The organism is Streptomyces cylindrosporus (assembly GCF_022698165.1).
Taxonomy (GTDB): Bacteria; Actinomycetota; Actinomycetes; order Streptomycetales; family Streptomycetaceae; genus Streptomyces; species Streptomyces cylindrosporus.
Map to the genome: position 1 here is coordinate 184,497 of NZ_JALDAY010000015.1, position 25,854 is coordinate 210,350.

At 69.3% G+C, this 25,854-nt stretch carries 35 protein-coding genes and 1 pseudogene; 27 read left to right on the forward strand and 9 right to left on the reverse strand.

All coding sequences use genetic code 11. From position 1 onward, the window contains the following. Positions 1–13 precede the first annotated feature (13 nt). Genes MQP27_RS41305 through MQP27_RS41315 form a run of 3 tightly spaced genes read left to right on the forward strand, consistent with a single transcriptional unit; the run spans position 14 to position 1,736 of the window. Positions 14–271, forward strand: coding sequence for a hypothetical protein (locus MQP27_RS41305; RefSeq protein ID WP_242775334.1), 258 nt, complete (start codon positions 14–16; stop codon positions 269–271). Further along, entirely contained in the window at positions 271–1,299 is a 1,029-nt protein-coding gene (locus tag MQP27_RS41310) for a phage tail tube protein (RefSeq protein ID WP_242775336.1), read from the forward strand. Before MQP27_RS41305 ends, MQP27_RS41310 begins: the two co-directional genes overlap by 1 nt. Then, a complete protein-coding gene (locus MQP27_RS41315) occupies positions 1,296–1,736 on the forward strand; it encodes a hypothetical protein (protein WP_242775338.1) in 441 nt (146 codons plus the stop codon). Before MQP27_RS41310 ends, MQP27_RS41315 begins: the two co-directional genes overlap by 4 nt. Positions 1,737–1,815: 79 nt before the next feature. On the opposite strand, the gene MQP27_RS41320 is transcribed toward MQP27_RS41315, so the two are convergent. Continuing rightward, positions 1,816–2,019, reverse strand: a complete 204-nt coding sequence (locus MQP27_RS41320) for a hypothetical protein (protein ID WP_242775340.1) — start codon at positions 2,017–2,019, stop codon at positions 1,816–1,818. 73 nt (positions 2,020–2,092) lie between these two features. On the opposite strand from MQP27_RS41320, the gene MQP27_RS41325 reads away from it, so the two are divergent. From MQP27_RS41325 to MQP27_RS41395, 15 genes are all read left to right on the forward strand, one after another. Continuing rightward, complete coding sequence (locus MQP27_RS41325) at positions 2,093–2,575, forward strand: hypothetical protein (protein ID WP_242775342.1); 483 nt, start codon at positions 2,093–2,095, stop codon at positions 2,573–2,575. 84 nt (positions 2,576–2,659) lie between these two features. Further along, entirely contained in the window at positions 2,660–6,964 is a 4,305-nt protein-coding gene (locus MQP27_RS41330) for a phage tail tape measure protein (protein WP_242775344.1), read from the forward strand. Beyond that, positions 6,961–8,424 carry a hypothetical protein gene (locus tag MQP27_RS41335; protein WP_242775346.1) on the forward strand — a complete coding sequence of 488 codons (1,464 nt, stop codon included), beginning with the start codon at positions 6,961–6,963 and terminating at the stop codon, positions 8,422–8,424. Before MQP27_RS41330 ends, MQP27_RS41335 begins: the two co-directional genes overlap by 4 nt. 13 nt (positions 8,425–8,437) lie before the next feature. Further along, on the forward strand, positions 8,438–9,505 hold the full coding sequence (locus MQP27_RS41340) for a DUF5047 domain-containing protein (protein WP_242775549.1): 1,068 nt from the start codon (positions 8,438–8,440) through the stop codon (positions 9,503–9,505). Between the two features lies 1 nt (position 9,506). Next, positions 9,507–10,331: a hypothetical protein gene (locus tag MQP27_RS41345; protein WP_242775348.1), complete on the forward strand. Its 825-nt coding sequence runs from the start codon at positions 9,507–9,509 to the stop codon at positions 10,329–10,331. Further along, positions 10,328–11,095 (forward strand): glycine-rich domain-containing protein, encoded by a 768-nt coding sequence (locus tag MQP27_RS41350; RefSeq protein ID WP_242775350.1) that lies wholly within the window; start codon positions 10,328–10,330, stop codon positions 11,093–11,095. Before MQP27_RS41345 ends, MQP27_RS41350 begins: the two co-directional genes overlap by 4 nt. A gap of 2 nt (positions 11,096–11,097) precedes the next feature. After that, positions 11,098–11,517, forward strand: a complete 420-nt coding sequence (locus MQP27_RS41355) for a hypothetical protein (protein WP_242775352.1) — start codon at positions 11,098–11,100, stop codon at positions 11,515–11,517. A gap of 1 nt (position 11,518) precedes the next feature. Next, a complete protein-coding gene (locus MQP27_RS41360; RefSeq protein ID WP_242775354.1) occupies positions 11,519–11,731 on the forward strand; it encodes a hypothetical protein in 213 nt (70 codons plus the stop codon). Between the two features lies 1 nt (position 11,732). Further along, the gene (locus MQP27_RS41365) at positions 11,733–12,515 is read left to right on the forward strand and encodes a hypothetical protein (RefSeq protein WP_242775355.1); all 783 of its coding nucleotides are present in this window, start codon (positions 11,733–11,735) and stop codon (positions 12,513–12,515) included. Between the two features lie 12 nt (positions 12,516–12,527). After that, a complete protein-coding gene (locus MQP27_RS41370; protein WP_242775357.1) occupies positions 12,528–12,836 on the forward strand; it encodes a hypothetical protein in 309 nt (102 codons plus the stop codon). An 81-nt stretch (positions 12,837–12,917) separates the two neighbouring features. Continuing rightward, a complete protein-coding gene (locus MQP27_RS41375; protein WP_242775359.1) occupies positions 12,918–13,241 on the forward strand; it encodes a hypothetical protein in 324 nt (107 codons plus the stop codon). Then, positions 13,241–13,465: a hypothetical protein gene (locus MQP27_RS41380; protein ID WP_242775361.1), complete on the forward strand. Its 225-nt coding sequence runs from the start codon at positions 13,241–13,243 to the stop codon at positions 13,463–13,465. Before MQP27_RS41375 ends, MQP27_RS41380 begins: the two co-directional genes overlap by 1 nt. Next, positions 13,462–14,349: a glycoside hydrolase family 25 protein gene (locus MQP27_RS41385; protein WP_242775363.1), complete on the forward strand. Its 888-nt coding sequence runs from the start codon at positions 13,462–13,464 to the stop codon at positions 14,347–14,349. Before MQP27_RS41380 ends, MQP27_RS41385 begins: the two co-directional genes overlap by 4 nt. 3 nt (positions 14,350–14,352) lie before the next feature. Further along, complete coding sequence (locus MQP27_RS41390) at positions 14,353–14,538, forward strand: hypothetical protein (RefSeq protein ID WP_242775365.1); 186 nt, start codon at positions 14,353–14,355, stop codon at positions 14,536–14,538. After that, positions 14,535–14,852 (forward strand): hypothetical protein, encoded by a 318-nt coding sequence (locus tag MQP27_RS41395; protein WP_242775366.1) that lies wholly within the window; start codon positions 14,535–14,537, stop codon positions 14,850–14,852. Before MQP27_RS41390 ends, MQP27_RS41395 begins: the two co-directional genes overlap by 4 nt. An 86-nt stretch (positions 14,853–14,938) precedes the next feature. On the opposite strand, the gene MQP27_RS41400 is transcribed toward MQP27_RS41395, so the two are convergent. Continuing rightward, positions 14,939–15,154 carry a hypothetical protein gene (locus tag MQP27_RS41400; RefSeq protein ID WP_242775367.1) on the reverse strand — a complete coding sequence of 72 codons (216 nt, stop codon included), beginning with the start codon at positions 15,152–15,154 and terminating at the stop codon, positions 14,939–14,941. Positions 15,155–15,231: 77 nt separating this feature from the next. Between MQP27_RS41400 and MQP27_RS41405 the strand changes: the two genes are divergently transcribed. From MQP27_RS41405 to MQP27_RS51250, 3 genes are read left to right on the forward strand one after another with little or no spacing between them, the layout of a single operon-like run. Then, the gene (locus MQP27_RS41405; RefSeq protein WP_242775368.1) at positions 15,232–15,453 is read left to right on the forward strand and encodes a LexA family protein; all 222 of its coding nucleotides are present in this window, start codon (positions 15,232–15,234) and stop codon (positions 15,451–15,453) included. Then, entirely contained in the window at positions 15,450–15,644 is a 195-nt protein-coding gene (locus tag MQP27_RS41410; RefSeq protein ID WP_242775369.1) for a hypothetical protein, read from the forward strand. The genes MQP27_RS41405 and MQP27_RS41410 overlap by 4 nt, the downstream gene beginning before the upstream one ends. A gap of 21 nt (positions 15,645–15,665) precedes the next feature. After that, positions 15,666–15,797, forward strand: a complete 132-nt coding sequence (locus MQP27_RS51250) for a hypothetical protein (protein ID WP_278197150.1) — start codon at positions 15,666–15,668, stop codon at positions 15,795–15,797. A gap of 6 nt (positions 15,798–15,803) precedes the next feature. Here the strand turns inward: MQP27_RS51250 and MQP27_RS41415 are convergent, their stop codons facing one another. The 3 genes from MQP27_RS41415 to MQP27_RS41425 all read right to left on the reverse strand — a co-directional run bounded on the left by MQP27_RS41415 (position 15,804) and on the right by MQP27_RS41425 (position 17,773). After that, positions 15,804–16,067 carry a hypothetical protein gene (locus tag MQP27_RS41415; protein ID WP_242775370.1) on the reverse strand — a complete coding sequence of 88 codons (264 nt, stop codon included), beginning with the start codon at positions 16,065–16,067 and terminating at the stop codon, positions 15,804–15,806. Between the two features lie 88 nt (positions 16,068–16,155). Beyond that, positions 16,156–16,599 carry a GNAT family N-acetyltransferase gene (locus MQP27_RS41420; protein ID WP_242775371.1) on the reverse strand — a complete coding sequence of 148 codons (444 nt, stop codon included), beginning with the start codon at positions 16,597–16,599 and terminating at the stop codon, positions 16,156–16,158. Beyond that, positions 16,577–17,773, reverse strand: a complete 1,197-nt coding sequence (locus MQP27_RS41425) for a helix-turn-helix domain-containing protein (RefSeq protein WP_242775372.1) — start codon at positions 17,771–17,773, stop codon at positions 16,577–16,579. Before MQP27_RS41425 ends, MQP27_RS41420 begins: the two co-directional genes overlap by 23 nt. Before the next feature lie 211 nt (positions 17,774–17,984). Between MQP27_RS41425 and MQP27_RS41430 the strand changes: the two genes are divergently transcribed. The 3 genes from MQP27_RS41430 (at position 17,985) to MQP27_RS41440 (ending at position 20,136) form a co-directional block, all read left to right on the forward strand. After that, positions 17,985–18,194 (forward strand): hypothetical protein, encoded by a 210-nt coding sequence (locus MQP27_RS41430; protein ID WP_242775373.1) that lies wholly within the window; start codon positions 17,985–17,987, stop codon positions 18,192–18,194. Then, positions 18,191–18,670 carry a DUF6415 family natural product biosynthesis protein gene (locus tag MQP27_RS41435; RefSeq protein ID WP_242775374.1) on the forward strand — a complete coding sequence of 160 codons (480 nt, stop codon included), beginning with the start codon at positions 18,191–18,193 and terminating at the stop codon, positions 18,668–18,670. Before MQP27_RS41430 ends, MQP27_RS41435 begins: the two co-directional genes overlap by 4 nt. A 299-nt stretch (positions 18,671–18,969) precedes the next feature. Further along, positions 18,970–20,136: a methyltransferase domain-containing protein gene (locus tag MQP27_RS41440; RefSeq protein ID WP_242775375.1), complete on the forward strand. Its 1,167-nt coding sequence runs from the start codon at positions 18,970–18,972 to the stop codon at positions 20,134–20,136. Positions 20,137–20,179: 43 nt separating this feature from the next. Here MQP27_RS41440 and MQP27_RS41445 read toward each other — a convergent pair whose 3' ends face one another. Then, positions 20,180–20,422, reverse strand: coding sequence for a GntR family transcriptional regulator (locus MQP27_RS41445; RefSeq protein ID WP_242775376.1), 243 nt, complete (start codon positions 20,420–20,422; stop codon positions 20,180–20,182). A 294-nt stretch (positions 20,423–20,716) separates the two neighbouring features. Here MQP27_RS41445 and MQP27_RS41450 point away from each other — a divergent pair. After that, positions 20,717–20,935 (forward strand): annotated as a pseudogene (locus tag MQP27_RS41450) (M15 family metallopeptidase); the annotation flags it as partial. Positions 20,936–20,982: 47 nt separating this feature from the next. Beyond that, positions 20,983–21,519 carry an NUDIX domain-containing protein gene (locus MQP27_RS41455; protein ID WP_242775377.1) on the forward strand — a complete coding sequence of 179 codons (537 nt, stop codon included), beginning with the start codon at positions 20,983–20,985 and terminating at the stop codon, positions 21,517–21,519. Here MQP27_RS41455 and MQP27_RS41460 read toward each other — a convergent pair. From MQP27_RS41460 to MQP27_RS41470, 3 genes are all read right to left on the reverse strand, one after another. After that, complete coding sequence (locus tag MQP27_RS41460) at positions 21,510–23,888, reverse strand: glycoside hydrolase family 31 protein (protein WP_242775379.1); 2,379 nt, start codon at positions 23,886–23,888, stop codon at positions 21,510–21,512. The two genes, MQP27_RS41455 and MQP27_RS41460, sit on opposite strands and share 10 nt — an antisense overlap. Before the next feature lie 330 nt (positions 23,889–24,218). After that, positions 24,219–24,812: a hypothetical protein gene (locus MQP27_RS41465; RefSeq protein ID WP_242775381.1), complete on the reverse strand. Its 594-nt coding sequence runs from the start codon at positions 24,810–24,812 to the stop codon at positions 24,219–24,221. A 3-nt stretch (positions 24,813–24,815) separates the two neighbouring features. Continuing rightward, positions 24,816–25,295, reverse strand: coding sequence for a helix-turn-helix domain-containing protein (locus tag MQP27_RS41470; RefSeq protein ID WP_242775383.1), 480 nt, complete (start codon positions 25,293–25,295; stop codon positions 24,816–24,818). Between the two features lie 234 nt (positions 25,296–25,529). Here MQP27_RS41470 and MQP27_RS41475 point away from each other — a divergent pair, with 234 nt between their 5' ends. Continuing rightward, complete coding sequence (locus tag MQP27_RS41475; protein ID WP_242775385.1) at positions 25,530–25,811, forward strand: helix-turn-helix domain-containing protein; 282 nt, start codon at positions 25,530–25,532, stop codon at positions 25,809–25,811. Positions 25,812–25,854 lie beyond the last annotated feature (43 nt).

A 25,854-nucleotide genomic window follows, 5' to 3' on the forward strand; every position in this document is an offset into this window, starting at 1 on the left:
CAAGGAGACACCGATGGGCGCCGTACGCCTGCGCAACCTCGGGGAGGCCGTGCACCTGTACGCGCCCCCCGGCAGTCCCAACAGCCTGCCCGTCGACGAGGGTCAGGTCGTCACCGTCGCCGGACCCCTGGAAGAGACCGACGACGCGTACGTGTGCGGCGAGGACGCCGACGCGCGCGCCTTCCCCAAGTCCCGCTGGGCGGTCGTGAGCCCGACCTCCCGTACCAAGAAGGCCCCCGCGGCCGATGACGAGAAGGGCGGCGAGGACTGATGGCGACCGGAACCGGTCTCGACGCACAGCTGATGGTCGGCCAGGAGAGCGTGTGGGGAACCCTGGTCACCCCCGACCACGCCCTGGAGTTCAACGACGAGTCCCTCAAGCTGGACCCCACGTTCCTGGAGCCCACCGGACTGCGCGTGGGCACCAAGTTCAAGCGCGCCAGCCGCGTGTCGATCTCCCGCAAGAGCGTGTCCGGCGACGTCACCCTCGAGCACGCCACCCGCAACATGGGACTGCTGTGGAAGCACGCCCTGGCCTCCAGCGCGGTGCCCACCCAGATCAGCAGCTCGACCGCGTACGAGCAGATCCACGTCCCCGGCGACCACCGCGGTCTCGGCCTGACCATCCAGGTCGGACGCCCCGAGCCGTCCACCGGCACCGTGCGCCCGTTCACGTTCGCCGGATGCAAGGTCACTGCCTGGGAGTTCAGCCTCTCCGACAACGCCATCCCGACGCTGAAGCTCACCTTCGACGGTCGCAGCGAGGACACCGCGACCGCGCTGGCCGCGCCCGCGTACGTGTCCGGGTCGGCGGTCTTCAGCTTCGCGTCCGCCACGCTGAAGCTGGGCGGCACCGCGACGACAGCGAGCGGCAAGACCACGGTCGCCAGCAACACAGCGGTCGCCACCATCATCAACGAGATCACCATCGCCGGGGCCGTACCGGTGGCCGCCGACCGGTACGGCATCGGCAACTCCGGCCTGAAGGCCGAGCAGCTGGAGAACGACACCCCGACGATCACGGGGTCGCTGGGTGCCGAGTTCGGCAAGACCGAGCTGTACGACGTGTTCTCCTCCAACACGACCAAGGCCCTGGTGCTGGCGTTGACCGGCGCCGACGCCGGCGGAGGCAACCTCGAAACCCTGGAGTTCGTCCTCCCGGCGGTCAAGTTCAAGCAGGCGGCCCCGAACGTGGGCGGCCCCGACGTCGTCTCGATGAGCACCGACTTCGAGGCCTACTCGGACGAGGTCAACCCCGCCATCCAGGTCCGCATCGTCTCGAAGGACACAACCCTGTGATCAAGCTGACCGTCGAAGGCCAGGTCTACGAGTTCGACGACCAGAAGATGCTCGTAGCCGAGGCCCGTGAGATCAAGACGCTCACGGGCCTCACGGTGCCGAAGCTGTTCGCCGGCATCGACGACGGCGACGCGGACGCGATCGCCGCCCTCGTGTTCCTGGCGAAGAAGCGCACGGGGGAGACCCTCCGGTTCTCCGACCTGGACACCCTCGACCTCGCAGACGTGAACCTCGACGTCGTCCAGCCCCCCGTCGACACCGAGTCCACGGAGCAGGCCGTGCAGGACGTCCATGAAGCGGCCGTCGCTGCTGTTGCAGCAGCGGCGGACCCTACGCAGCCGTCCGCCAGTGGGGCGACCCCGACGGACGGTACTGGCGCTACCTCGGTCCCCTCGCCTACTACTTCAAGTACACCCCTGCCGACATCGGCGCCCTGACGATCTTCGAGTTCGACGCGCTCGCCGACACGTGCGACGAGCTCGCCAAGGACGCCGGCGCCCAGCCGGAGCTGACGGACTAGAGCTCCAGGTACCGCAGCCGGTAACCCTCCCGGTCCCCGGGCCGGTTGCGGATCCAGGTGTCGCCGCTCACCAGCGTGCTGGGATCGACGCCGAGCTCGCGGCCCTTGTCCACCAGCTCGCACAGCTCGGCGAAGGTGATCCCGTCCCGCTTGGACTTCTCGGTGACCTTGAGACTGGTGCTGCTCTGAATCTCGACCATGCTTTCCCCCCTTGGCAGTTGGGCCGATTGTTCCCACCGGACCCCAACTCGGTCAACTGGATCAGGAGGGGCCATGGTCGCTGATGTGACTCTGCGGACCGGCCGGGATCTCGCGCGGATCACGGCCGAGCTGCGGCGCATGAACAACCCGGAGCTGAAGAAGCGGTTCCGGCAGGAACTGCGGGCGGCCGGCAAGCCCATGGTGCCGGCCGTGCGGCAGGCGATCCGGCAGATCCCCTCCAAGCGCGGCTACAGCGCCGACGGGCTGCGCGGGAACATGTCGCGGGCCGTGAAGCTCGAAGTGCGCACCACCGGGCGGGACGCGGGCGTCAGGCTGCGCGTCGACGGCCGCAAGATGCCCGACAAGATGAAGGCCCTCCAGGCGTACATGGAGGGCGTCAAGCCCCGCTGGAGGCACCCGGTTTACGGCAACCGGGAGGTGTGGGTGCAGCAGCCCCCGCAGCCGTACTTCTACCGCACGGTCGAGCCCATGGGGCTGCGCGCCCAGCAGAACATCCAGCGGGCCGCCGACAGCGTGGCCCGCGACATCACGTAACACCCCGCTGTCCCGCACACGTATGACCTGACGTACTGAACGGCGCCACCGCGCCCCGACCCCAGCGAGGGGAGGTGGCGCGGCGTGTCGACGCGTACCAGCCGGGTCGTGTGGGACCTGATCGCCCGCGACAACGCCAGCCGGACCTTCGCCAGGGTCAGCGGCGCGGCGAACGGCCTCTCCCGGACCGGCGCCGGAGTGGGTGCGGCCCTGCGGCGCTCCTTCGCCGCGGGCAGCGTCGCCGCCGCAGGCCTCGGAGTCTCCGTCCTCAAGATGGCGGGCGACTTCGAGAAGAACATGAACCGCGTCGAGGCCCTCAGCGGCGCGACCGGTTCGCAGCTGGAGAAGCTGCGCAACCAGGCCAAGGAGCTCGGCCGCAGCACCCAGTACGGGGCCGCCCAGTCCGCCGACGCGATGGCCCAGCTGGCGACGGCCGGCCTGAACGTCAACCAGATCTACGGCGCGATGCCCAGCGTGCTGTCGCTCGCCTCCAGCGAGCAGCTGGACCTGACCCGGGCCGCGGAGATCACCACGTCGGTCCTCACCGGCTACGGGATGTCCGTCAAGGAGATCCCGCACGCCGTCGACGCCATGGTGAAGGCCTCCGTCAAGGCCAACACCTCGGTCGACGACCTCGGCGAGGCCTTCAAGTACTCCGGGCCGATCGCCCACCAGGCGGGCATCAAGTTCGAGGAAGCAGCCGCCGCGACCGCCCTCATGGGCAACGCCGGCATCAAGGCCTCCATGGCCGGTACCGCGCTGCGCGGCGCCGTCACCCGCCTCCTGTCGCCCACCGACAAGATCAAGAAGACGCTCGACAACCTCGGGGTCAGCGTCACCACGTCCGGCGGCAAGCTGCGCCCGCTGACGGACATCGTCGGCCAGCTGGCGAAGAAGGGCGCCACCACCGGCGACATCATGACGATCTTCGGTCAGCGTGCCGGCCCGGGCATGGCCGCGCTGATCCAGCAGGGCTCCGACAAGCTCGCGGGCCTCACCAAGGAGCTGGAGAACTCCGGCGGCACCGCCGAGAAGATCTCCAAGGTCCAGATGAAGGGCTGGCGCGGCGAGATCACCAGGCTGAAGAACGCCTGGGAAGGCCTGATGATCGAGATCGGCGACTCGGGCGTCCTGACCGGAGCCACCAAGGTCCTGTCCGGGATCACCGGCGGCGTGCGTGACTTCGCCGGCTGGGTCAACACCAGCGGCGTCCCCGCCGCCAAGCACTTCGGCGGCGCCCTCGCCGACATGGTGCCGGTCGGAGCCCTGAAGAAGCGGCTCGGCGCGGCGAAGACCGCGGTCGGCGACTTCTTCTCGGGCCTGTCCGGCAAGGGCACGAAGAACGTCGCGACCCCGCGCGTCGACAAGGCGCCCATGGTCCTGCCGCAGTCGCAGGCCACGCAGATCGGCTCGCAGATCCGCGACGCGATCAGCGGCGGCGTCAGCAACATCGACTGGTCCACGCTCGGCTCCGGCCTCGGCAAGGGCCTGAGTACCGCGTTCGGCTGGATCGGCAAGCATGCCGCGGACCTGACGAAGAAGGTCGGCAGCGTCATCGCGAGCATCGACTGGGTCAACGTCGGAAAGTCGGTCGGCGGTCAGGCGATTCCGTTCGCCATCGGCTTTATCGTCAACCTTTTCGAGCCTCTTTTCCACCTGGATTTTTGGAAAAAGCACTGGCTTGACACGATCCTTGCCGTCCTCTCGATTATCCCCATCGGGAAAGCGGCCGGTGTTCTCGAAAAGCTCTTCACGAAGATCCCAATTCTCAAAGCCTTCTCGCCTCTCCTGAAGGGAATTGAGGGGCTGGGAAGCTTTGTCGAAAAGGGCTTCATGCGGTTCGTTGTGAAGCCGATCGGGAAGTTCGGATCCAGCGTCCTCAAGGGAATTTCCGACGGCTTCGTGCACGTCTTCCCGGCGACAAAGGGCAAGCTCGGCGAGATCATCGGCAAGCTGGCCCTGAACATCCTGGGGTACACCGCCCGGTTCGTCGCGGCCGGGGACCGAATGATCGGCGGATTCGGTCGCGGAATCCTGAAGGCGGGAGCCCAGACCGGCAAGTGGATCGGCCAAGTGATCGGCTGGGCCTTGAAGCCGTTCGCCAAGATCGGCGGATGGCTCATCGGCAAGGGACAGGCCTTCCTCGGCGGCCTGAAGACCGGCGTCGTGAACGGCGCGAAGGGCCTCGGCGGATGGGTATGGCGCACCGCGGGCCGGCCGACCGTGGACGCCTTCAAGGGCGTCGGGGGCTGGCTCCTCAGCAAGGGCAGCTCCTTCGTCGGCGGCCTGAAGACCGGCGTCGTGAACGGCGCGAAGGGCCTCGGCGGATGGGTATGGCGGACCGCCGGACGCCCGGCAGTAAACGCCTTCAAGGACACCGGAAGCTGGCTGAAGAGCAAAGGCGCAGCCTTCGTCTCCGGAATGAAGAACGGAATCGTCGGCGCCGTAAAGGGAATTGGCAGCTGGATCAAGAAATATCTCGTCGATCCGGTCGTCAACGCGGTAAAGCACTTCTTCGGAATCCGCTCCCCTTCGCGGGTCTTCATGGGTATCGGCGGTCACCTGGTCGCCGGACTGATGAAGGGCATGGCCAAGACGAGCGGAAAATCCATCGCGACCAAGGTATTCGGGTCCCTGCCGAAGGCCCTGGCGGCCATCGTCAAGAAGGGCCTCGTCTCCGTTTCCAGCCTGCCCAGCAAGGCCTTGAAGGCTCTCGGCGGGCTCGGTGGAGACATCCTCAGCTTCCTCGGCCTCGGCGGAGGCAGCGGAAGCGGCTCGTCGAAGAACCAGCAGATCGGCCAGCTGCTCGCTGCGACCCGCGGCTGGTCCGGCCCCCAGTGGGCTGCGCTGAAGAACCTGTGGAACGGGGAGAGCGGCTGGAACGAGCGCGCCCTCAACGCGAGTTCAGGCGCCTACGGCATCCCACAGTCACTGCCGGCCAGCAAGATGGCCTCTGCCGGCGCGGACTGGAAGACGAACGCGTCCACGCAGATCAAGTGGGGCCTGTCGTACATCGCCAGCCGCTACGGGAACCCCGTCAACGCGTACAGCGCATGGCTGTCCCGCTCCCCGCACTGGTACGCCAAGGGCACCCGCGGAGCAGCGCGCGGTCTGGCGTGGGTGGGGGAGAAGGGCGCCGAGCTGGTCAACTTCGGCGGTGGCGAGGACGTCCTCAACCATGAGGACTCCATCGCCTTCGCGAAGACGCACGGGATCCGCCTGCCCGGCTACGCCTCCGGCACCGTCGCCAACGCCCAGGCCAAGGTGAACCAGGCCAAGAAGGAGCTGGAGCAGGCCCAAGAGCGGCACTACGGCATCCAGGCCGCGAAGACCCGGCTGAAGGCCGCCCAGCAGGAACTCGCCAACGCGAAACGCCGTACGAAGATCTCCGTCGAGAACGCGATCAACAACGGCTTCAAGAAGACCCTCACCACGGGCACCGCCGCGGCGATCGGCTCGGCCATCAAGTCGATGATCGACAAGCTCCAGAACGCGGGCGTGAGCAAGAAGTTCGCGGACTCGGTCCTCAAGGCGGGGGAGAAGCTCCAGTCCCTGGCGACGAAGAAGGCCTCGGTCGCCGCGACCATCAAGCAGGCCAACGAGTACGCCGCCGACCAGTCCAGCAGCATCAAGGACTTCCTGTCGATCTCCGGCACGTCGGCGACCACCGTGGGAGGCCTCATCTCACAGATGCAGTCCGGGCAGCAGACCGTCTCCGGCTTCGCCAACCTCACGAAGTCCCTGAAGTCGCGCGGCGCCTCCAAGGAACTACTCGAACAGCTCGCCGAGGCCGGCCCCGGCAGCCAGCTGGCGACCATCCTCGGCGACAAGAGCGTCACCACCGGCGACATCGGCAAGCTGAACTCCCTGGTGAAGTCCGGGAACAAGCTGGCGGACAACTTCGGCAAGTCCATGGCCGACACGATGTACGACAGCGGGAAACACGCTGGTGAGGGCTTCCTGGCCGGGCTGAAGGCCCAGGAAAAGGACCTCCAGAAGGCCATGGAGAGCCTCGCCGACGGACTGATCAAGTCGATCAAGAAGAAGCTGAAGATCAAGTCCCCGTCCGGTGTGTTCCGGGACCAGATCGGCAAGCAGCTCGCCCTCGGCATGGCCCGCGGCATGGACGACCACCGGCCGCACGTCGAGGCCGCCGCCCGCCGCCTCGCCGACTCCGCGTACGGCGGGGCCAAGGCGACCAGCAGCGACGCCGCGTTCAACCAACTCGCCCAGATGCTCGGTTCGGACGGCTTCGCGGCTGCCTTCGACGTCCAGGTCAAGTACAACGACGCGGCCCTGCGCGACCTCATCGACGTGCAGGTCACCCCGAAGATCAAGGCGAGCGAGGACCGGCAGGCGTACCGGGCGAGAGTCGGGAGGCGCGGATGACCATCACGCTGACCAACACCGGCGCCGGGGTAACGCACACGGACACCATCACGGCCGTCCTCCCGACGCCCGTGGCCAACCAGCTGGCTCTCTTCGTCGTCGCCTCGGGACACACGAACGACTCGATCCCGTCCACGCCCAGCGGCTGGACCCGCGCCGGCACCTTCTCCGGCGGCGGAGGAACCTTCGGCTCCAACGCAGGTCCCAGGAGGCTGACGTTCTTTACCCGGGTGCTAGTGGGATCGGACGCCAACCCGACCACCGCGATCCCCACGGGCTCTACGGGTTCCGTGATCGCCGGACGCATCTTCACGTTCACGCGCACCGCTGGCACCGGATGGCGCTGGGCAGTCAGCTTCGGCGAGGACACCAGCTCGGGAACCGGGTTCTCGGCGGCCACGTCCACGGCGCTCACGTTCAAAGCAGGCGACTTCACCTGGATCAGCTACAGCATCGGTAACGGCGCCGACTCCCTCACCGCCGAGGCCATCACCGCCACCGGTGTCGCCTTCGGCGGTGTCACCGAGCGCAGTGACAATGCGGTGGCCACCGGCAACGGACTGACCGTCACATCGGCCAGCTGCGTTGTGTCGACCGGGTCGAGCACCGCCCAGGCGCCGACGGTGAGCGCGACCTTGGCGACGGCATCCGTTGGCGTAGCCGGTGTCCTGCGCCTGCGGGAGGCCAGCTCCGACGTCAACGCCTCCCCGCAGAGCGTGTTCCCGCCTCGCAACCTGGTGGCCGTTACGGGCCTGGAGGCCGACGACATCACCAGCGTCACCATGTACCGGCAGGTCGGCACGACGCTGACGGCCGTACGGGCCGCCTCCGCCATCGACACCACCGGCGTCGACGCCCTCCTGCGCGTGGACGCCGAGCAGCCCTTCGGCGTGAGCCTGAACTACGCCGCCCAGCTGACCGACGTCAACGGCAACACCTGGACGGCCTACTCGGGACCGATCACCTCGACCGTCACCGGGGACGTCATCTCCGACGCTGTCCGCGGCACCGGCGCGAAGGTGTTCATTGAGAGCTGGGACGACAAGAAGCGCACCCGCGACGCCAGCGTTTTCAACGTCGGCGGCCGATACGTCGTCGTCGGCAGGCCCCGATCGGCGGCACAGGCCCAGGTCACCGTCTCGACCGACACCGATGACGACGGCGACGCCCTCCAGGACGTCCTCGACAACGCCACCGAGGGCGTGATCCTCATCCGCAAGCAGGTCACCCTTGCCGGCGTCGACGGCCACCTAGCCCTCCTGGACGACGACGAACGCCGCACCTGGACCATCCCCTTCCGCATGTGGGACCTGAACACCGCCGAGACCGAGCCGTGGCCCGACGCCCTCGAAGCCGCCGGCTTCACCCTCCAGGACATCGCCGACAACTACACGACGCTGGCCGACCTGGCCGCGGACTTCGCGACCCTGCTCGCCATCGCCCTCTTCGACTTCGGGTGACCTCGTGCTCGACATGTCCGCCACCGCGCTCTCGGTCGTACAGCGGTCCTTCACCATGCGCGTACGCGCCGAATCGTGGCTCGACGGCGAGCTGCTCGCCGCGGACATCCCCGTCGACAGCGGTAGCGAGGACCGAGACCGGTCCCTCAACGTGCCTGAGCGCGTCAGCCTCACCGTGCCCCGCCGCGACCGCGGCTTCGACTGGGACCCCGGAGCCGACCCCGCCCACCCGCTCGCCGCCTATGGCCAGCAGCTGCGCGTCTCCTACGGCGTCGATATCGGCGGCGACTTCGAGTGGATCGACCGCGGATGGTTCTTGATCACCGAGTCCGGAGCCGACGAGGACACCGTCACCGTCACCGCGCAAGGGCTGCTCACCCTCATCGATGAGGCCAAGTTCGTCGCCCCGTTCCAGCCGTCGGGCACCTTCACCTCGACGATCCGTTCCCTCGTCGAGCCCGCCCTGACCGTGCAGTTCGACTCGGGCCTCACCGACAAGTCCGTGCCCGTCGGCATGCAGTGGGACGACGACCGCCTCGGGGGTCTCACCGAGATCCTCGACTCGTGGGCAGCCGACGCCTCCGTCACCACCGACGGCACCCTGTTCGTGGAGCCGCTCACCGACACCGGCACTCCGGTTCTGGCCCTGACCGATGGCACGGGAGGCACGGTGCTGCGCTGGCAGGGTGCGACGACCAGGGACGGCGCCTTCAACTGCGTCGTCGCCCAGGGCGAGGACGCCAACGGCAACACGGTCCAGGGCGTCGCCTACGACACCGACCCGAACAGCCCCTTCATGTACGGGGGCCCGTTCAACTCGCTGCCCGTCCCGTATCCGTTCTCGTCGTCGCTGATGACGAGCGTCGCGCAATGCCGGGCCGCCGCTGCGGCCAAGCTGATCCAGCTGCGGCGCTCCGCGTCCCGGAAGCTGACGGTGACCATGGTTCCCCACCCAGGCCTGATGACCGGCGACGTCATCTCCGCCACCGGTGCCGGCCTCACAGCGGCCCCCTGCATGATCGAGGGCCTGTCGCTGCCGTACGCGCCGGACACGATGAGCCTGACCGTGAGGGTGCTCTGACATGGCGGACTGGGCAGACACCCGCGTATCTCTGGCCGGACAAGGAGTCCTCTACGGCGTCGCGGTCACCGCATCAGCCAGCGGAGCCTGTCTGGCCTCCGTGGGCGGCATCCAGGTCACCGTGCGCGTCGTCCCGGCCGTCACCGTCGCCGCCAAGGACAAGATCCTCATCTTGCGCCGCGGATCCACCTACTGGGCGGTGGCCGTCATCACGGCCGCGCCCGCTGTGCCCCCCACTCCGCCCGCGGCCGATGACAGCACCCCGTCCGCCAGCGACCCGGCACCCGCACCCAAGCCGACCGTCACCACCGGCTCGCTCGTGTGCACGCCCGTCGCGACCTCGACCTGGCGGGACGGCGGTTGGCGTACCGACATCGGCTCGTCGACGTCGGCCGACACCTACCAGGGCCGCTACGGCGGATCGTCGTTCGGACGCAACAGCGGCTTCGCGTTCTACGGCAGCAAGCCGCGCTCCCTGTCCGGCGCCACCATCACCAAGGCCACGGTGAAGCTGCGGCGCCTGACGTCCGGCGACTACGGCAAGCGCTCGCCCACCATGCGCCTGGTCTCCCAGTCCACGCGTCCCTCGTCGTTCCCCACCCTCAACGAGTCGACCAGCGGGCCCTCGCTCGGCGTCATCCACCAGGTCAGCCCCTGGGAAACCACCTTCGTCCTACCTGTCTCGTGGGGTCAGGCCATGGTCGACGGCACCCGCGGCGGCCTGTGCATCACCGTCAGCTCCGACGACCCGTACATCCGGCTCGCCGGGCGCAATTCCTGGTCCGCTGCGTGGACGCTCACGCTGTACTGGAGGAGAAGCAGTTGAGCCAGACCACCGGCAAGGGACTCACGTACCCGGAGAGTTCGGACCACACGCGCATCTGGGAATGGCTCCAGACCCTCGCGACCAACGCCGACGCGGTCATCCCCGGCTCCGTCGACGTGCAGGTGTTCACCGCATCGGGCACGTGGACGCGGCCCTCCGGCGCGCTGTGGGTCGAGGTCCACGTCCAGGCCGCCGGCGGAGGCTCGGGGGGCGTCCCGGCGACCACCACCAACCAAGGCTCCTGCGCGGGCGGCGGCGGTGGCGGCGAGTACGCGCGCGGAGTCTTCACCGCGACGGCCGCCGGCAGCAGCCAGGCCGTCACCGTCGGCGCGGGCGGAACTGCTGCCTCAGCAGGCGCGAACAACGGCAGCGCCGGCGGCAACAGCTCCTTCGGCGCGCTGATCACCGCCGTCGGCGGAGGCGGCGGCACGGCGGGCGGCGCCGCGAGCACCGGCAACGTGTCCGTCGGCGGCGCCAACGGCGGTACCGGCGGAACCGGCGGGGACTGGCGAATCAAGGGCGGCGGCGGGGGCGCCGGCGTCGTGGTGGGCGGCTTCCCCGTGAAGTGCAATCAGGGCGGCAACGCCTTCCTCGGCCACGGCGGGCGCGCCACCGGCACCGCATCGGGCTCCGACGACGGCTTCGACGGCGACATCTACGGCGGTGGCGCCTCCGGAGCATCCAACGGCCCGTCCGGGGGCTCAGCCCAGCCGGGCTCGGCAGGCGCAGCAGGCATCGTCATCGTCTACACCTACAAGGCCTGAGCGTGTCCACGCCGGAAGAGGAAGAACCGGCGGCCGACTCGCCGCCTCCCTTCACGTCGGAAGCACGCGATGCCTCCGTCGTCGAGCAGTGGGACGTTCCCTCCCGCACCTACCGCCGCTACGAGGCCGGCGCACTCGTCGTCGAGCGACCGTTCACCGACGCCGAGAACGCCTGCGCGGACCAGGCCCTCGCCGACGCCGCTCGCCGCGCCACACAGGCCGCGCTGATAGAGCGGGCCCGCGCGGACCTCGCCGCCAACCAGGCCTACCTCGACGCGGTGGCCGCGGGAACGGCCACCACCGAGGACGCCGTCGCCCAGGTCGCCGCACTGACCCGTCAGGCGCTCGGCTTCATCCGCCTGACCGTCGGATCCGACCTGCTCGACCAGGTCGACGCGCTCATCGAGACCGCCGGAGGCTGACATGGACTTCCCCCTGTGGCTGTGGGCCATCCCGGCCGGCTCCTTCGCCGTCATGGAGGGCCTCGCCATCGCCAACCGGCGCAGCGGAGACAACGCCAGCGAACTCATCCGACGGGCCGCCGGCATCAGCCCGGCGCGCCCGTGGCGACCCCTCGGCATCGCCGCGATCGCCACCTTCTGCGTGTGGTTCGGACACCACCTGATCGGAGGCTGACGTGCCCCGTCCCGTCATCACGTTCCGCGGCGGCCGACGGCCCCACGACCCCGACCGCCCCCACCTCAAGGTCTCCCGCCTCCTGACCACCGATCTCCCCGCGCCACCCGCCGCGGCCGACTGGCTCAGCCCGGTGCCGGCCGACGCGTGGGGAATGCTCGGCAACGACGAGGTCGGCGACTGCACGATCGCTGGCATCGCCCACAAGCGCATCGGTGACGCGTACGCCAACCAGGGCCTGCGCCTGGACATCAGCACCGCCGACTGCCTCAAGTACTACGGCCACTTCGGCTACCGCCCGGGCGACCCGAGCACCGACAACGGGGCCGTGTGCCAGGACGTCCTCGCCTACTGGCACACGCACGGCTTCCGCGGCGAGAAGAACCTGGCGTACGCCCGGATCAACGTCGACGACCACAACGAGGTCAAGCAGGCGATCCACTTGTTCGGGCAGATCTACTGCGGCGTCACCATCACCCAGGCCGCCGAGGACCAGTTCAACGGCGAAGAGGTGTGGTCCCTCAAGCGCTCGCCCGTCCTCGGTGGACACTGCATCACCATCGGCGCCTACGACAGGCGGGGCCTGGACGCCGTGACGTGGGGCACCGTCCACCGGATGACCTGGCGCTGGTGGGACGTGTACGGCGACGAGGCCTGGGCCGTGTTCAACCCCTCCGACTTCGTCGACCCCAAGACCGGCCGCGACCGCGCAGGCCTCGACCTGGCCACGATGCGCGCCGACTACACCGCCCTCACCGGTCGGTCGCTCGCCGCAGGCGCCTGAGAGGAGACGCTCGTGCCATCCGTTGACCGGAGCAAGCCCCCGACCGACTGGCCGGGGCTGGAAACAGCTGGCCTCACCCAGCTCACCGAGGACCTCTACTACGGCTGGCTCGAGGACGAGGCCAACCCGATGTTCTGGCACCGGTGCGCTGCTCTGGCCGGCGTTCCCGAGGACCGCACGGTGAGCGGGCAGTGGGTGGGAGCGGGAACGCACAAGCACACCCTCGTCTCCCGCGAGCCCCTACACATGGAGCCGAGCCTCCTGTGGCGCTGCTGCAACATGCACGGCTTCGTCCGCAACGGGGTGTGGATCCCCGCCTGACCATCGAAGGAGGCTTCCGTGTCCCAGCCACCGCCCGGCAATCTGCGGCTCCTGTGCTGCCACTGCCGGAAAATTACCGAGGTGGATCCCGAAGGGGAGCCGCTTCGCGCCTGCCCGCACTGCGGCTCCACAGCCATCCCGGCGGACGCCGACGACACGGCGACCGTGACGCTGACCAAGCACGAGCTGCGGATCCTCGGCATCTGGGCGAGCAACTACGCCGAGGGCATCAAGAACAGTCCCGGCTGCGAGGACAGCCCGAAGGTCATCTACGGGATCCTTGACCACCTCGGCACGCAGACCGATGTCGCCCTGTCCATGCGTCAGGAGATGGCCGACGTACGGGCAGCCTTCCCCGAATCCAAGGTCACCGTCTACCGCAATGGCGAGGAGACCGATCTGTGATGGCCCGCCATGACCCGACCGAGCTCGCGAAGGCCGCGTACGCCGCGTACGGCGGCGCGACCGGTGGCAAGAACTACCGCGGCGAACCCATGCCCGCCTGGGATGACCTAGGCACTCAGATCCAGACCGCGTGGGAGGTCGCTGCGGAGGCGACCGCCCGCATGGTACTCGGCCTCACCCGCCGCGCTGACGGCCAGTCGGAGAGGAAGGGTGCAGCGCGATGACGATCAAGGGCATCGACGTCTCGAACTACCAGAGCGCGACGTACGACCTGACGGGATGCGACTTCGTGTTCGTCAAGGCGACGGAGGGCGTCTCGTACGTCAACCCCAAGCACGCCGACCAGGTGGCCCGCGCCCGTGCGAACGGCCGCGTCGTCGGCCACTACCACTACCTGCGCGCCACTTCGTCGTTGGCCGCGCAGATGGACTACTTCCTCGCGCACGCAGCGCCGCGCGCCGGCGAGCTGATGGCCGTCGACTGGGAAGAAGCAGGCGTCTCCTGCGCGGAGAAGGACTCCGCGATCAAGTACCTGCGGAGCAAGGCCGGCGGACGGAAGGTCCTCCTGTACTGCTCCCAGTCCTACTGGACCGGGCGGGACACCACCTCCTACGCAGGAGACGGCCTGTGGATCGCTCAGTACAACGGCAAGCCCGGCCAGCCGAGCATCCAGGCGAAGTGGGTGATCCACCAGTACACGTCCACACCGCTGGACACCAACGTCGCGGCGTTCTCCAGCCGCGCCGAGATGGCCGCGTGGGCGGCCGGAGAGGACCAGGACATGGCCCTGACCAAGGACGACGTCGAGACGCTGGCCGGGACGGACGGAGTCTTCTTGGCCCCGAAGGACGCGGCGGACTACTCCGACGACGAGTCGAGCCCTGACCACTACTGGTCGTTCGGCTCGCACGTCAACGACAACACGACCCGGATCAGGCGCGTGGACAAGGCAGTTGCCGCGCTCACCGCTCAGGTAGCCGCGCTCACCGCCACGATCGGAACGCTCGCCCAGGGCGGCGCTCTCACCGCGGCCGAGGTCCAGGCCGCCGCCGAGGCCGGCGCGAAGGCCGCCCTCGAACAGCTCGGCGCGAAGCTCCAGGAGGACTGAGCCATGAAGGTCTCGCGCATGTGGAAGGCCATCGTGGGCGGCGCAGCCGCCGCAACCGCAGCGGCAGGCACCGCCGTCCAGGACGGCGCACTGACGACCGCTGAAGTCGTCACCATCGTGCTCGCGGCCGTCGGCGGACTCGGCATCGTCTGGAAGGTGCCGAACCGGGGGACCAAGGACTCGGCATGACCGCGGCCCCGGACCCGACGACGAACGTCGCTGTTGAGCTGGCTCAGCTACGAGGGGAGATCAACACGGGTCTGGAGAACATCAAGGGCACGCTCGGCATCCTCGTCGAACGCACGTCGCGGACCGACGCCGACGTCCGGCAGCTCCGCAGCGACATGGACGACGAACTCAAGAAGATCCGCGAGGACGAGCTGAAGCCGCTGCGCGCGGAGATCGAGGCACTGAAGCAGAGCCGTTGGCCGCTGGCACAGATCGGCGCCCTCACCGCGGTTGCCGGTGTGGTCGCCGCGGTCATCGCGATCTTCGTCAGCTGACCCTGGCCTGACCTCTACAGACGCTACAGATCGTCTACTGAGCCCCGCCGCCCTCGGGCGGCGGGGCCTTCGTCGTGTCTGGGGCCTCAGCGCTTCCACTCGTCCGGGCCGCCGCCCCGCCACTCGATCAACTTCGAGGTGATCACGTCGATGCGGTCCCAGTCCTCCAGGCCTGCCCGGCGCAGGAACTCCACGATGTCCCGTACCCGGAACGCGCGGCCCAGGATCACCCCGTCGATACGGACCCGACGGCCGCCGTCCTCGTCAGGCGGGTACACGATCACTGGGCGGTCCATGGCCATGGCTCCAGCGTGGAGCCGACGCTGGAGCCCCGCATGTCGACTTGTCCAGTAATTCGAACACGCGCTCTAATCTAGGCATGGTCCGCAACAAGGTCGACTACCTCACGGACGTACAGGCCCGCCTCCTGCGCGTGATCCGCGAGCGCATCACCGAAGACGGAGAGGCCCCGACGGTCAAGGAACTCTGCGCCGCAGCGGGCATGAGCGTCGGCGGCGTCCACTACCAGCTCGGCGAGCTGGAGGCGAAGCACGCGATCATTCGCGATCGCCGCCGGGCGCGAGGAATCAGGCTGACATGAGCCCGGAGCGCTTCCACCTCACGCTGGCGACCGGCGACCGCCCCACCATGCATGGCTGGTGGGGCCGCGAGGAAACCGCCCGCGGCAAGTTCGATTCGTGGGTGGGCACCTGGGGGACGCCCGGGGCGCGCGTCAGCCTCGTGGACGAGGAGAACGGCAGCCTGTTGACGGCCTGGCCCGACGAGTCGTAGTGGGCTGGCATGCTGGGCGCCATGATCGAAGATCACGCCTCCGTAGAGTCACCCGTCGAGACGAGCGAGCCCATCGCCGAGGAGTACGACGACCCCGGCTTCGCGCCCGACTGGGCGCCGGAGGCTGGCGAGTACCGGATCTCCACCCGCTGAAGGCGATCAGCCAGCAGCGGGCTCGGGGTGCCGTACTGCCTTCTTCACCTCGGCCTCGACCACGCTACGCGGCTTGCCCTCGTTCTTCGCGTACTCGGTGACCGCGGCCTGGGCGATGGCGGCGAGGTCGCGCCAGGCCATCCACGCTTCGCCGTATGCCTCAGCCTGCTGCTCGCCCTGTTCGTTCTTGTCCCGCAGTGCCAGGACCTGAGCGTGCGCGTCGTCGGCTGCGCGCTGCCTGGTCACGAGATCTTCGAAGGTGTGTGCCACGTGCATGGATCCTACGGGGGCGGTGCCGAGGTCTGGGGGAGCGGGCCGCAGGGCGGCGGGTAGCTCCCTTCACAGCGCCCTCGGTTCCCTACAGGGCGGCGCGGTAGAAGACCTTGCCCTGGTCGGGGTCGACGCCCAAGGCCTTGTAGAAGTCGAGCGCCGGAGGATTGTCGGCGTCCGCGTGCCACTCCAGGCGCGAGCAACCAGCCGTGCGGCCGGCCTCGCGGACGGCGTCCATAAGCTGTCCAGCGACTCCCTTGCGCCGGTGCGCCTCGCGCACGTACAGCTCCTTGAGGAAGATCGAGGTGTCGGCGCCGGCGGCGGGCCACAGAAAGCTGTAGGAGGCGAAGCCCAGGACGTCGCCGCCGTCGCGGGCGATGAGTGTCGTGGCGACGGGCTGCGGGCCGAAGAGCGCCGCGCGGATCTGTTCCGGATCAGCCGGAGCGTCGGTGCCGCCGTAGTAGGCCTCGACCTCCCCGAGAAGCTGAGACAGGATCTCGACGTCTGCCTCAGTCGCCTTCTCGATCGTCACTGCTACCCCTCTCGCCAGCGGGCAGCGCCAACACCTCGCGCAGTACCCGCACTTCCGATACGGCTCGTGCCTGGGGCACCTTAGCCGCAACCTCACGGGCCCGATAGATGATCAGTGAGGAGCGGTGTTGCTCCGGCAGGTCGACGATCGTCTGTGTGGCGTGGACTGCGGCGCCGGCCGGGTCCCCGTCCAGGGCGAGGCACATCGCACGGTCGAGACCGATCAGCGCGATGTCCGTATGGTCGGAGGCGGGATACAGCTCAAGGGCGCGTTCATGCTCGGTGGCTGCGCGGGATGTCTCGCCCAGGTGCGTCCATGCGTTTCCAGAGTGGAATCGCAACTGGCTCTCGCTGTAGCCGAACGCTGACCCGATCTGCTCGCCCTCGGGAAGCCGGCCGAGCGCCGCTTCGGCGGTGGCGAGGGCGTGTGCCGTCTGCTCGCGGGCTCCGAGGATGGCGTGTGCCCGTGCTTCCAGCGGCGCGGCCAGGGCCGGTCCGACGCATGGGAGGCCGCCGGCGAGGTGCTGTGCTCGGGAGGCCAGGTCGACGGCCCCGAAGAGGTCTCCGCCGTAGTACAGCTGGTAGGCCTCCTGGGCGTAGATCCAACTCATGGTGGCCCGGTCGTCCGCAGCGGCGGCCGCCGCGCGCCCGGTGCGCCACCAGGCGCGGGATCGGTCGTCGCCGAGCTTGAGGAGAGTGAGGGCCATCAGTCCGGCGAGCCGGGCCGCCGTGATGGTGAGCTTCTTGTGCGTGGCGGCCGGGTGCCGGTGTGTGAGAACGAGCCGCAGATCCTGGAAGTCTGAGACCAGTTCACCCAGTAGTTCGCCCTCGGCCCGGTAGCGGGTGGCGCGGCCGTGGCGTTCGACGGTGTACGCCCACTCATCGAGTGCCGCATCTGTCATCGGACCGGCAGCCAGAGACTCGGTGAGCCCCCGCTGGAGTGCGTCGACCTGGTCCAGGACGGATGAGCCCGGGCGGCGCTCGGCGAGCGCGATCAGCTCCCCGTCTGCCCCGAGAGCCCGGTCCAGCGTGGCAGCCATCTCGGCGGTAGGTAAGCGCCGTCCGGACTCCAGGTCGGAGACGTGGGTCTTGCCGCAGGAAGCCAGCGCCGCGACATCCCGTACAGATCTGCTGCCACGCAGGCGCCGTAACGCCTGGCCGAAGGTCTCGCTCATCACCAGTCCTCTGTCCGCGCTGTCCGCGGTGTCCGCAGGCTTGCGGACGGTTGCGGACACGCAGGTTCTGGTCCTGACGATCCGCACAGGAAACGCTACTCACAAGAGCTGGCATCGTCAGCGAATTGGACATTGGCCCTAAGTCGAACCCGGCGACCGCGCGAACGGCCCCGGGAGTGGCCAACGCTCAATGCAGAAAGGGAGCGTCGACATGACGAACGGTACCGCCCCGCCCCGGGAGCGCACACGGGGCGCGAAGATGACGATCAGGGTGTACACGGTGACCGCCGAGGGCGTGATCACAGCGCCGCGTGCCACGGTCAAGGTCACCTACGGGCAGACGCCTCCGCTGGAGGGCATGGGCACACAACTGCCGCCCTGTGCGTGCCCGTTGCACCGGCAGGCGGGAGCGGTCCGGTGAAGACCGACGACCACGCCACCCTGGACGTGCTGGCCCTGCGTAAGGTCGCCCGCGACTACATGTCCCCGGACATGGTGCCGCGTTACGAGATCATCAAGAGGCACAGCGCGAGCTTCAGCCGTGATCTGTGGGCGCTGATCAAGGAGATCGAGCAGATCGCCTCGTGTACTCCTGACGAGGTCGTGGTGAAGGTGGCCCTGGCCGGCGTCGGTGAGGCACGGCGTCGGCTCGGCTTGATCGAGCGGGCCGGGCTGATGGGTGAGCACGACCGCGTGACGATGCTGGCGCGATCGGTTCTGGCCCTCTGCGACCACTACGAGGCGCTCACCCAGGTGACCGTGTGCCTGGCCTGCGACCAGACGATCGAGGCGACGGACGTATCTGTGCCCTACGACAAGGTCAGCCCGTCCGGAGGCGCCGCCCGCTCCGGCCGCATCCATGCCCGTTGCGCACGGGCGGGGCGTCCTCGCCGCTGAGGCCGCGGCCGCCCTCGCCCGGAGATAGGGCCCCAGGCGACCGCAGGGTCAGGGTCGCACCCCCAACGCCCCTCCCGTCGCGGAACGCAAGCCGCGGCGGGAGGGGTTCCACGGCTGCCGCCTTCCCACCTGGGCCGGCGGAGAGCACGATGACCAACAGGAGACACCGATGAGGAACGAAGTGATCTGCATGGCCGGCGGTGGCGGCGGAGAGGGCGGAGATGGACTGCCCGGAGAGCCGTGGCCCGGCCCGTCGGACCCGCCGTCCCCCGATGGCGGGCCGAAGGCAATCGGCTGAGATGGCCTTCGACGGAATGGAGGAGGGGCGGTCCGCACTGGGCCGCTCCCTCCTGGAACGCAACGCCCTGACAACGGACTGGGTCGGATCCTTCGCCGCTGTGCGTCGTGCCGACTTCCTCCCCGAGCTGATGTGGCCGTACGACATGGACTCCGGCACCACCGTCGCCGTGGACGTGCGGGAGGAGCCCGGCCTGTGGTTCTCGTACGCCGACGCCGACGTGCCGATTGTGACGCAATGGGACGACGGCAAAAGCGTGGGCCGCGGCGACGTGCCGACGTCGTCCGCGTCGATGCCGTCCGTTGTCTTCCGCATGCTGCGAGACCTGGACGTGCGCGCCGGACAGCGCGTGCTGGAGATCGGCACGGGCACGGGCTGGAACGCGGCCCTGCTCGCTCACCGGCTCGGCCACGACAATGTGGTGAGCATCGAGATCGACGCCTCGGTGGCTGCCGAGGCGCGGGACCGGCTCGCCCGTGTGGGGCTGCCCGTCACGGTTCTCGCCCGCGACGGCGAGGACGGCGATGAGCCGGGCGCCCCTTACGACCGGCTCATCGCCACGGCCGGACTGCGCAGCATCCCGTCGAGCTGGCTCGGGCAAGTCCGGCCTGGCGGCTTGATCGTGGCTCCGTGGGGCACGCACTACAGCAACCAGGATGCCGTCGCGCGTCTGGAGGTGACCGAGGACGGCAAGTCCGCGGAAGGCCGGTTCACCGGCCCGGCGGAGTTCATGAAGCTGCGCTCCCAGCGGCTTCCCTTCGCAGGGCATGACGTGTACGTGCCTCAAGGTGTCGGCGGGGCCGACCGGTCCACGACGACCGTCACGGAGGAGCAGCTGCTCGGCGACCGGTTTGCCGCCAGCTCTTTCGCCGTCGGACTTCGTGTCCGCGACTGCTACCGCCAGGCGGCGGCCGCGCGGGAGGGAGTTCGGCCCGTGTGGTTCTACGGGCTGACTGACCGGTCGTGGGCGTGCGTCATGTTCCGCGAAGGCCATGATGAGGCTCAGGTCTGGCAGTCCGGGCCGCGCACGCTCTGGGACCAGGTGGTTGCCGCGCTCGATTGGTGGCGCGATTCCGGCGAGCCGGGCTACGAGCGCCTCGGCCTGACGGTCACAGCCGACGGTCAACGTGCGTGGCTTGACGATCCGTCGCAGGCCTGGGATATCTGAGCTGGCCCCGCTCGTCTGCTTCCCCCGTGGCGGACGGGCGGGGTCATCCGCCCGGCTGCCGCTGCGCGACGAAGCTGCCGAGGCCGGGTTCGGTGTAGATCAGTCCGTCCTCCCGCAGCTGCCGGTGGACCTTCTGCCCTGTCGCCCCTGCGATGCCGAACTCCTGCTGCAACTGGATCACTGAGGGGACGCGGGAGCGGGGCGCGTAGGTGCCGTCGGCGATGCGCTGACGGATCACCTCGTAGACCTGGCGCCAGCGCGGCACGTCGGGGGCGAAGTCGATCACCGAGACAAGCTAGGCGTCCTACAGCACATCAGGCGAGACACGGTATGCCTAGTACGCCATAGCATGCTCCATGTAATGTGAAGGCAAGCCAGGCCTCGGCGGTAATCAGCCACCTGGGGCGTGCGCCACCTCGGCGGCGACAGGCCGCCCCATGAACGCCCGTCCTGTCGGAGTCCCGCAAGACTCCGACAGGACGGGCTCTTTCACGCCCGGCTCCGGCCCTGGAAGGGCCTTTTCGGCCATCGCCCCGCGACAGCTCCGACCTATGCCTATATTGGTGTCATCCTGCATTCGAACTGCTTCGACACCCTCGCGCACACCCTCGACCCCCGCATCCAGGGCGAACAGCGCGACAACCGGCTGCTGCTCAAGAGCACCCTGGAGGACCTCGGGTTCGTGAACCTCGCCGAGGAGTGGTGGCACTACACGTACAAGCCGGGCGGTGTCGAGCCCTATCCGGACACCTACTTCGACTTCCCCGTGGCCTGGAAGTCCCTCATCAGCGGCGACTGAGCCGCCTCCGGAAGACGCCCTTCCCCTGATCGGATACAGTCCGCCGCGTGTCCGAAACTCAATCCTCCACCCCCAACTCCGCGCCCGACTCACATTGTTCGAGCTGCGGAGCGCCCTATGGAGAGGGCGTCTCCGGCTGGCCCCGCACCTGTCCGGTCTGCCACGCCGTGGCCTATCGCAACCCGCTGCCGGTCGCGATCGCACTCCAGCCCGTGTACGACACCAAGGGCACCGCCCTGGTCGTCATCACCCGAACCGTCGCCCCCGCGCGCGGCGGCATCGCACTGCCCGGCGGTTACGTCGACCACCGGGAGGACTGGCGGCAGGCCGTCGTCCGCGAACTCAAGGAAGAGACCGGCATCGACGCGGCGAGCCGTGACGTACGGCTCGTCGACGCCATGAGCTCCCCCGACGGGCACCTCCTGCTGTTCGGGCTGCTGCCGGAACGCCCGGCGGACGGCCTGCCGTCGTCCGCCGCCACGGACGAGACCGAGGGCTGGCACCTGCTGCGCAGGCCGGAGGAGCTCGCCTTCCCGCTGCACACGCTGGCCGTGCGGGCGTGGTTCGAGGGCCGCTACGTCTGAGCCCCGTCCGCCCCGAGTCCCCGCACTCGGACCGGGTAGGGCGGCTCGACCGGGCCGCCCTCGCCCTCCCGCTCGACCACCAGCCTCCGTCCCGCCCAACGGGCGACGTAGCGCTCGAGTTCCGGCTCGTCCCATCCGTCGCCCGTGTCCGGGACCACCAGGCCGCCTCCCGTGCGGCCCTGGGCGGGCGCCCACACCTCCAGCTCCAGCCCGCCGTCGTCCCCGCGCACGGGGACGACGGCCCCCGCGCGTGCCAGCACCGGGATCCGCGCCAAGGGGGCGTCGAGCAGCACCTGCCCCGGTCCCTCGTACGCCCGCTCGGTCACCGTGTCGTACCAGCGCCCGCGCGGCAGCTGGACCGCCCGCCGGTCCGCGCCCGGGTCGAGCACCGGCGCCACCAGCAGGCAGTCGCCCAGCAGGAAGGCGTCCTCGCAGTCGCGCAACGCACGGTCCTCGGGCGCACCCCACCACAACGGCCGCACATAGGGCGCGCCCGTACGCCGGGCCAGATGCGCCAGCGTCATGAAGTACGGCAGCAGCCGCCGGCGCTCGACGAGCGCCACGCGCGCGTGCTCCAGCACCTCGGCACCGAACTCCCACGGCTCCCGGCGCCCCGCCCGCATGCTCGCGTGGGTGCGGAACAGCGGCAGGTACGCGCCCAGTTGGAACCAGCGCAGATACAGCTCGGGGGAGGGGCTCCCGTCGAATCCGCCCACGTCCGGCCCCGAGTACGGCACCCCGCACAGCCCGAGCCCCATGACCAGCGACAGCGACGCCCGCAGCCCGGGCCAGCCCGTGGCCACGTCGCCGGACCAGGTGCCCCCGTAGCGCTGCATGCCGGCCCACCCGGACCGTGAGAAGACGAACGGCCGCTCCTGGGGCGCCAGTTCACGCAGCCCTTCGTAGCCCGCCCTGGCCATGCACAGGGCGTAGACGTTGTGCGCCTCCCGGTGGTCGCCTCCGCGGCCCTCCAGGGCGTGCCTGGCCGAGCGCGGCAGCGTCGACTCCCCGAACGCGGTGAACGAGGTCGGTTCGTTCATGTCGTGCCAGAAACCCGCGAACCCCTGGGCCAGCCGCTCCTCGTAGAGCCCGCCCCACCACGCACGCACGCGCGCGTGCGTGAAGTCGGGAAAGACCGCCTCCCCGGGCCACACGACCCCGCGCACCACCCGGCCCGAAGCGTCCCGCACGAACACGTCCTCGGCGGTGCCGCTGTCGTACACGGCGTTGCCCGGCTCCGCCTTGACCGCGGGATCCACGATCGACACCAGGCGGATGCCGTCCCGCCGCAGTTCCTCGGCCAGCACCGGCAGCTTGGGGAAGTGCTCGTGGTCGACCGTGAACACCTGGTGATCGTCGTAGTGGTCGATGTCCAGATGGACGGCGTCGAGGGGCAGCCCACGCTCCTGGTAGCCGGCGACGATCCGCCGCACCTCCTGCTCGCTGCCGAAGCCCCAGCGCGCGTGGTGATGCCCCAGCGCCCAGGCGGGCGGCAGCGCCGGCGCACCCGTCAGCGACGCCCAGGCGAGCAGCACGCGCGCGGGGGTGCCCACCATCACCCAGCAGCGCAACGGGCCGCCGTCCACGCGCAGTTCACTCGTCCCCGCCCGGTCGTGCCCGGAACCCGCGCCCTCCTCGCCCTCCCGCAGCGTGACCGTGCCGTCCCAGGAGGTGTCGTGGAACACCAGGTGCGTCGCCGCGTCGGCCACCACCAGCTGCACCGGCATGGTGATGTACAGCGGATCGTCGCCGGGACCGAACGCGCCCCCCGGGTCGGTGTTCCAGAGGCGGTACGTTCCGGCGCGCAGCCGCGGGCCCGACGCACGACCCCCGAGCCCGAAGAACCGCGCGTCCGCGGCGACCTCGGAGCGCTGCATCCAGCGCGCCTCGCCACCCCCGACCGGCTCCCACCATCTGGGCGGCAGATCGCGGCGCAGGGTCACACCACCGGGCGTACGCACCTCGACCGCGCCGTGCCGCGAGACGACGACCGTCATCCGCTCGGCCACGACCCGCCAGCCGCCGTCCTTGTCCGGCTCCAGGACCGCCCTGGGATCAGGCTCCGGAAAACGGCCCCCAAGGGCGTACGACGGCTCGGGAGCGGCCCCGTCCCAGCCCCAGAAGACCGCCCCGTTCACCGCGACCACGATCCGAAGCTCGGACCGGCCGAACCGGACGACGCCGCCTCCCGGACCGGGCTCCACCTCCCGCACAGGCCCGGGCACCCGCGCACGCTCGGCACCCCGCGGCGGCAGCGCCCCGGCGTCGGCACGCCTCCTGCGCCACGCCGCCCGCACGGTCCGCAACCTCTGGGCCGCTCCCGCAGAACCGACCACCCTCATCGAACGCACCAGGTCACGACCGTCCATGCTGCTCACCCTGCCATTCACCGCCCCACACGCGCGTGCCGTTCAACTGCCGTTCACCCGTGCTGGGACCACATCTTCACGACACGGACTAAGTCATCAGACCGTTCCGCGCCGTGGGCGGATCTTCCGCCAGACTACTTCCGTCGCTGGTCAGAGCCCGTGCCTTCCTCCGCGCCTCGGACAGTCCGTGAGATGCGTGTGAGAGATCCGTGAGGTGTCCCACGGCCCTTGCCGGGCCGTCCGGAGGCAAACGAAGCCGCCCCCGTCGCAGAGCCGGGGGCGGCTTCCGTCGTCTCTGTCAACCTCCTTCACCGCAAAGGAGGTGGACGTTCATGGAGTATCGATTCGCCGCAGGTGACGCTCCTGCTCGGGCATCAGCTGGGTGACATCGCGGGCCCGGCTGCGGCCGAGCGTCGGCGCGGCCGTCCCGTCGCTCCCGGCGACGCGCAAGTGCCCGTAGCCCTTCGACGTGAACTGCTGCCTCGCCAGCATCAGTTCCTCGACAATCAGCTGGTTGCGCTCGTCGTTGACCTCGTCGAGTTCCTGCTGCAGCTCGACGACCTTGCTCTGGAGACGGGCATTGGCGTTGCGGGCTTCGTCCAGGGACGCGGCGTAGCTGGCAATCCTGATCGCCGCCACGGTGCGCTGCCGGTCGACGGCCGCCTCGCGCCTGCCTACGTCGTGTTCGCGCTGCTGCATGGCCAAATCGTTGCGACGCTGCGTATCGGCATGGGCCTGGGTGCGGGCGTCGAACGCCTTCAGCGTGTACCGCATGGCCGCGCCTACGGCGCCGACGGCTCCTGCAGCCATGATGCCCGTACCAGTGACCGCGGCTTCCCAGCTGTGTCTCCAGATGCCGTCACCGACGAGGACGCCGCCGGCCACGCTGAAGGCCGCAGACGCCACCGCCAATCTGAATGCCACCTGTTACCCCCTGCTTGCTGTGGCCCCCCGGTCGGCAGCATCGATCTCCTGCTGGAGAGAACGCGCTTGCTCGATGTTTCCGGTGAGCATCTTGCGGATTTTGGGATCAGTGATCCCCCAGGCATCCATCGCCACATCCGGGGTGAGTGTGGCTGAGGGTACCTCCTCCTTTGCGTCCCCTGGGGGGCGTTTGGGAGGAATGAGTCCGGATTCAACCAGTAGCTCGCCATGATCAATGCCGAGTACTGATGCCCAGGCGGTCAGCTGCGAGGGGAGCGGCAGGGTCTTGCCGTCCAGGGTCCGGCTGACCGTTGTGAGACTCACGCTGAGCAGGCCGGCGAGTTGGGCGCGTCCGCCTGCTCTCTGGCGGACGTCGAAGCCAGCCTCGTGGGCGCGGTCGGTGAGGTACGCACCGACCCGCGCCGCGAGCGCCTGCCGTTCCTCGCGCGTCTTGCCGTGGGGGGGATCTTCCATGCTCCGCATGTCGCGAGAGTAGCGCGCATGTGTGCAACTCACAGGAGGGTTACACGCGTGCAAGTTCGCAGGTCAGCGTGGGGATTTTCGTTTCCGCAGGCGGCGCGGTCTTGCTCGCTCACGCGTGCGCTCAAAAAAATTCCGCGTCGACTTCCGTGATGCAACTTGCATGCGTGCGAGTTAGTCGCATACGTTGCATGCATGCAAACCAACTTGCACACGTGCAAGTTCCAGAGGGGGGCCATGCCCATGCTCCGCCTGAACATGACCAAGGTCCTGAAAAAGGCCAGGTCACAAGGCGCAAAGTCCGTAGCTGACGTCGCGCGGCAGACCGGAATCACACACGCGACGCTCTCCCGGCTCGCGGCCGGCCACAAGGAGCCCAGCCTCGGCACCGTCTGGCGCATCCGCGCCGTCTACGGCGGCCACGTCGAGACGTACGTCTACGAAGACCCGCAGGCCACACGCGGCAGCAGCGTTCCCCGCCAGCGGAAGGCGCCGGCCAAGGGCCAGCTCGCGACCTGACACCACAGGGCTGCCCAGGCCGGGCCATGGCCAAGAGCAGCCC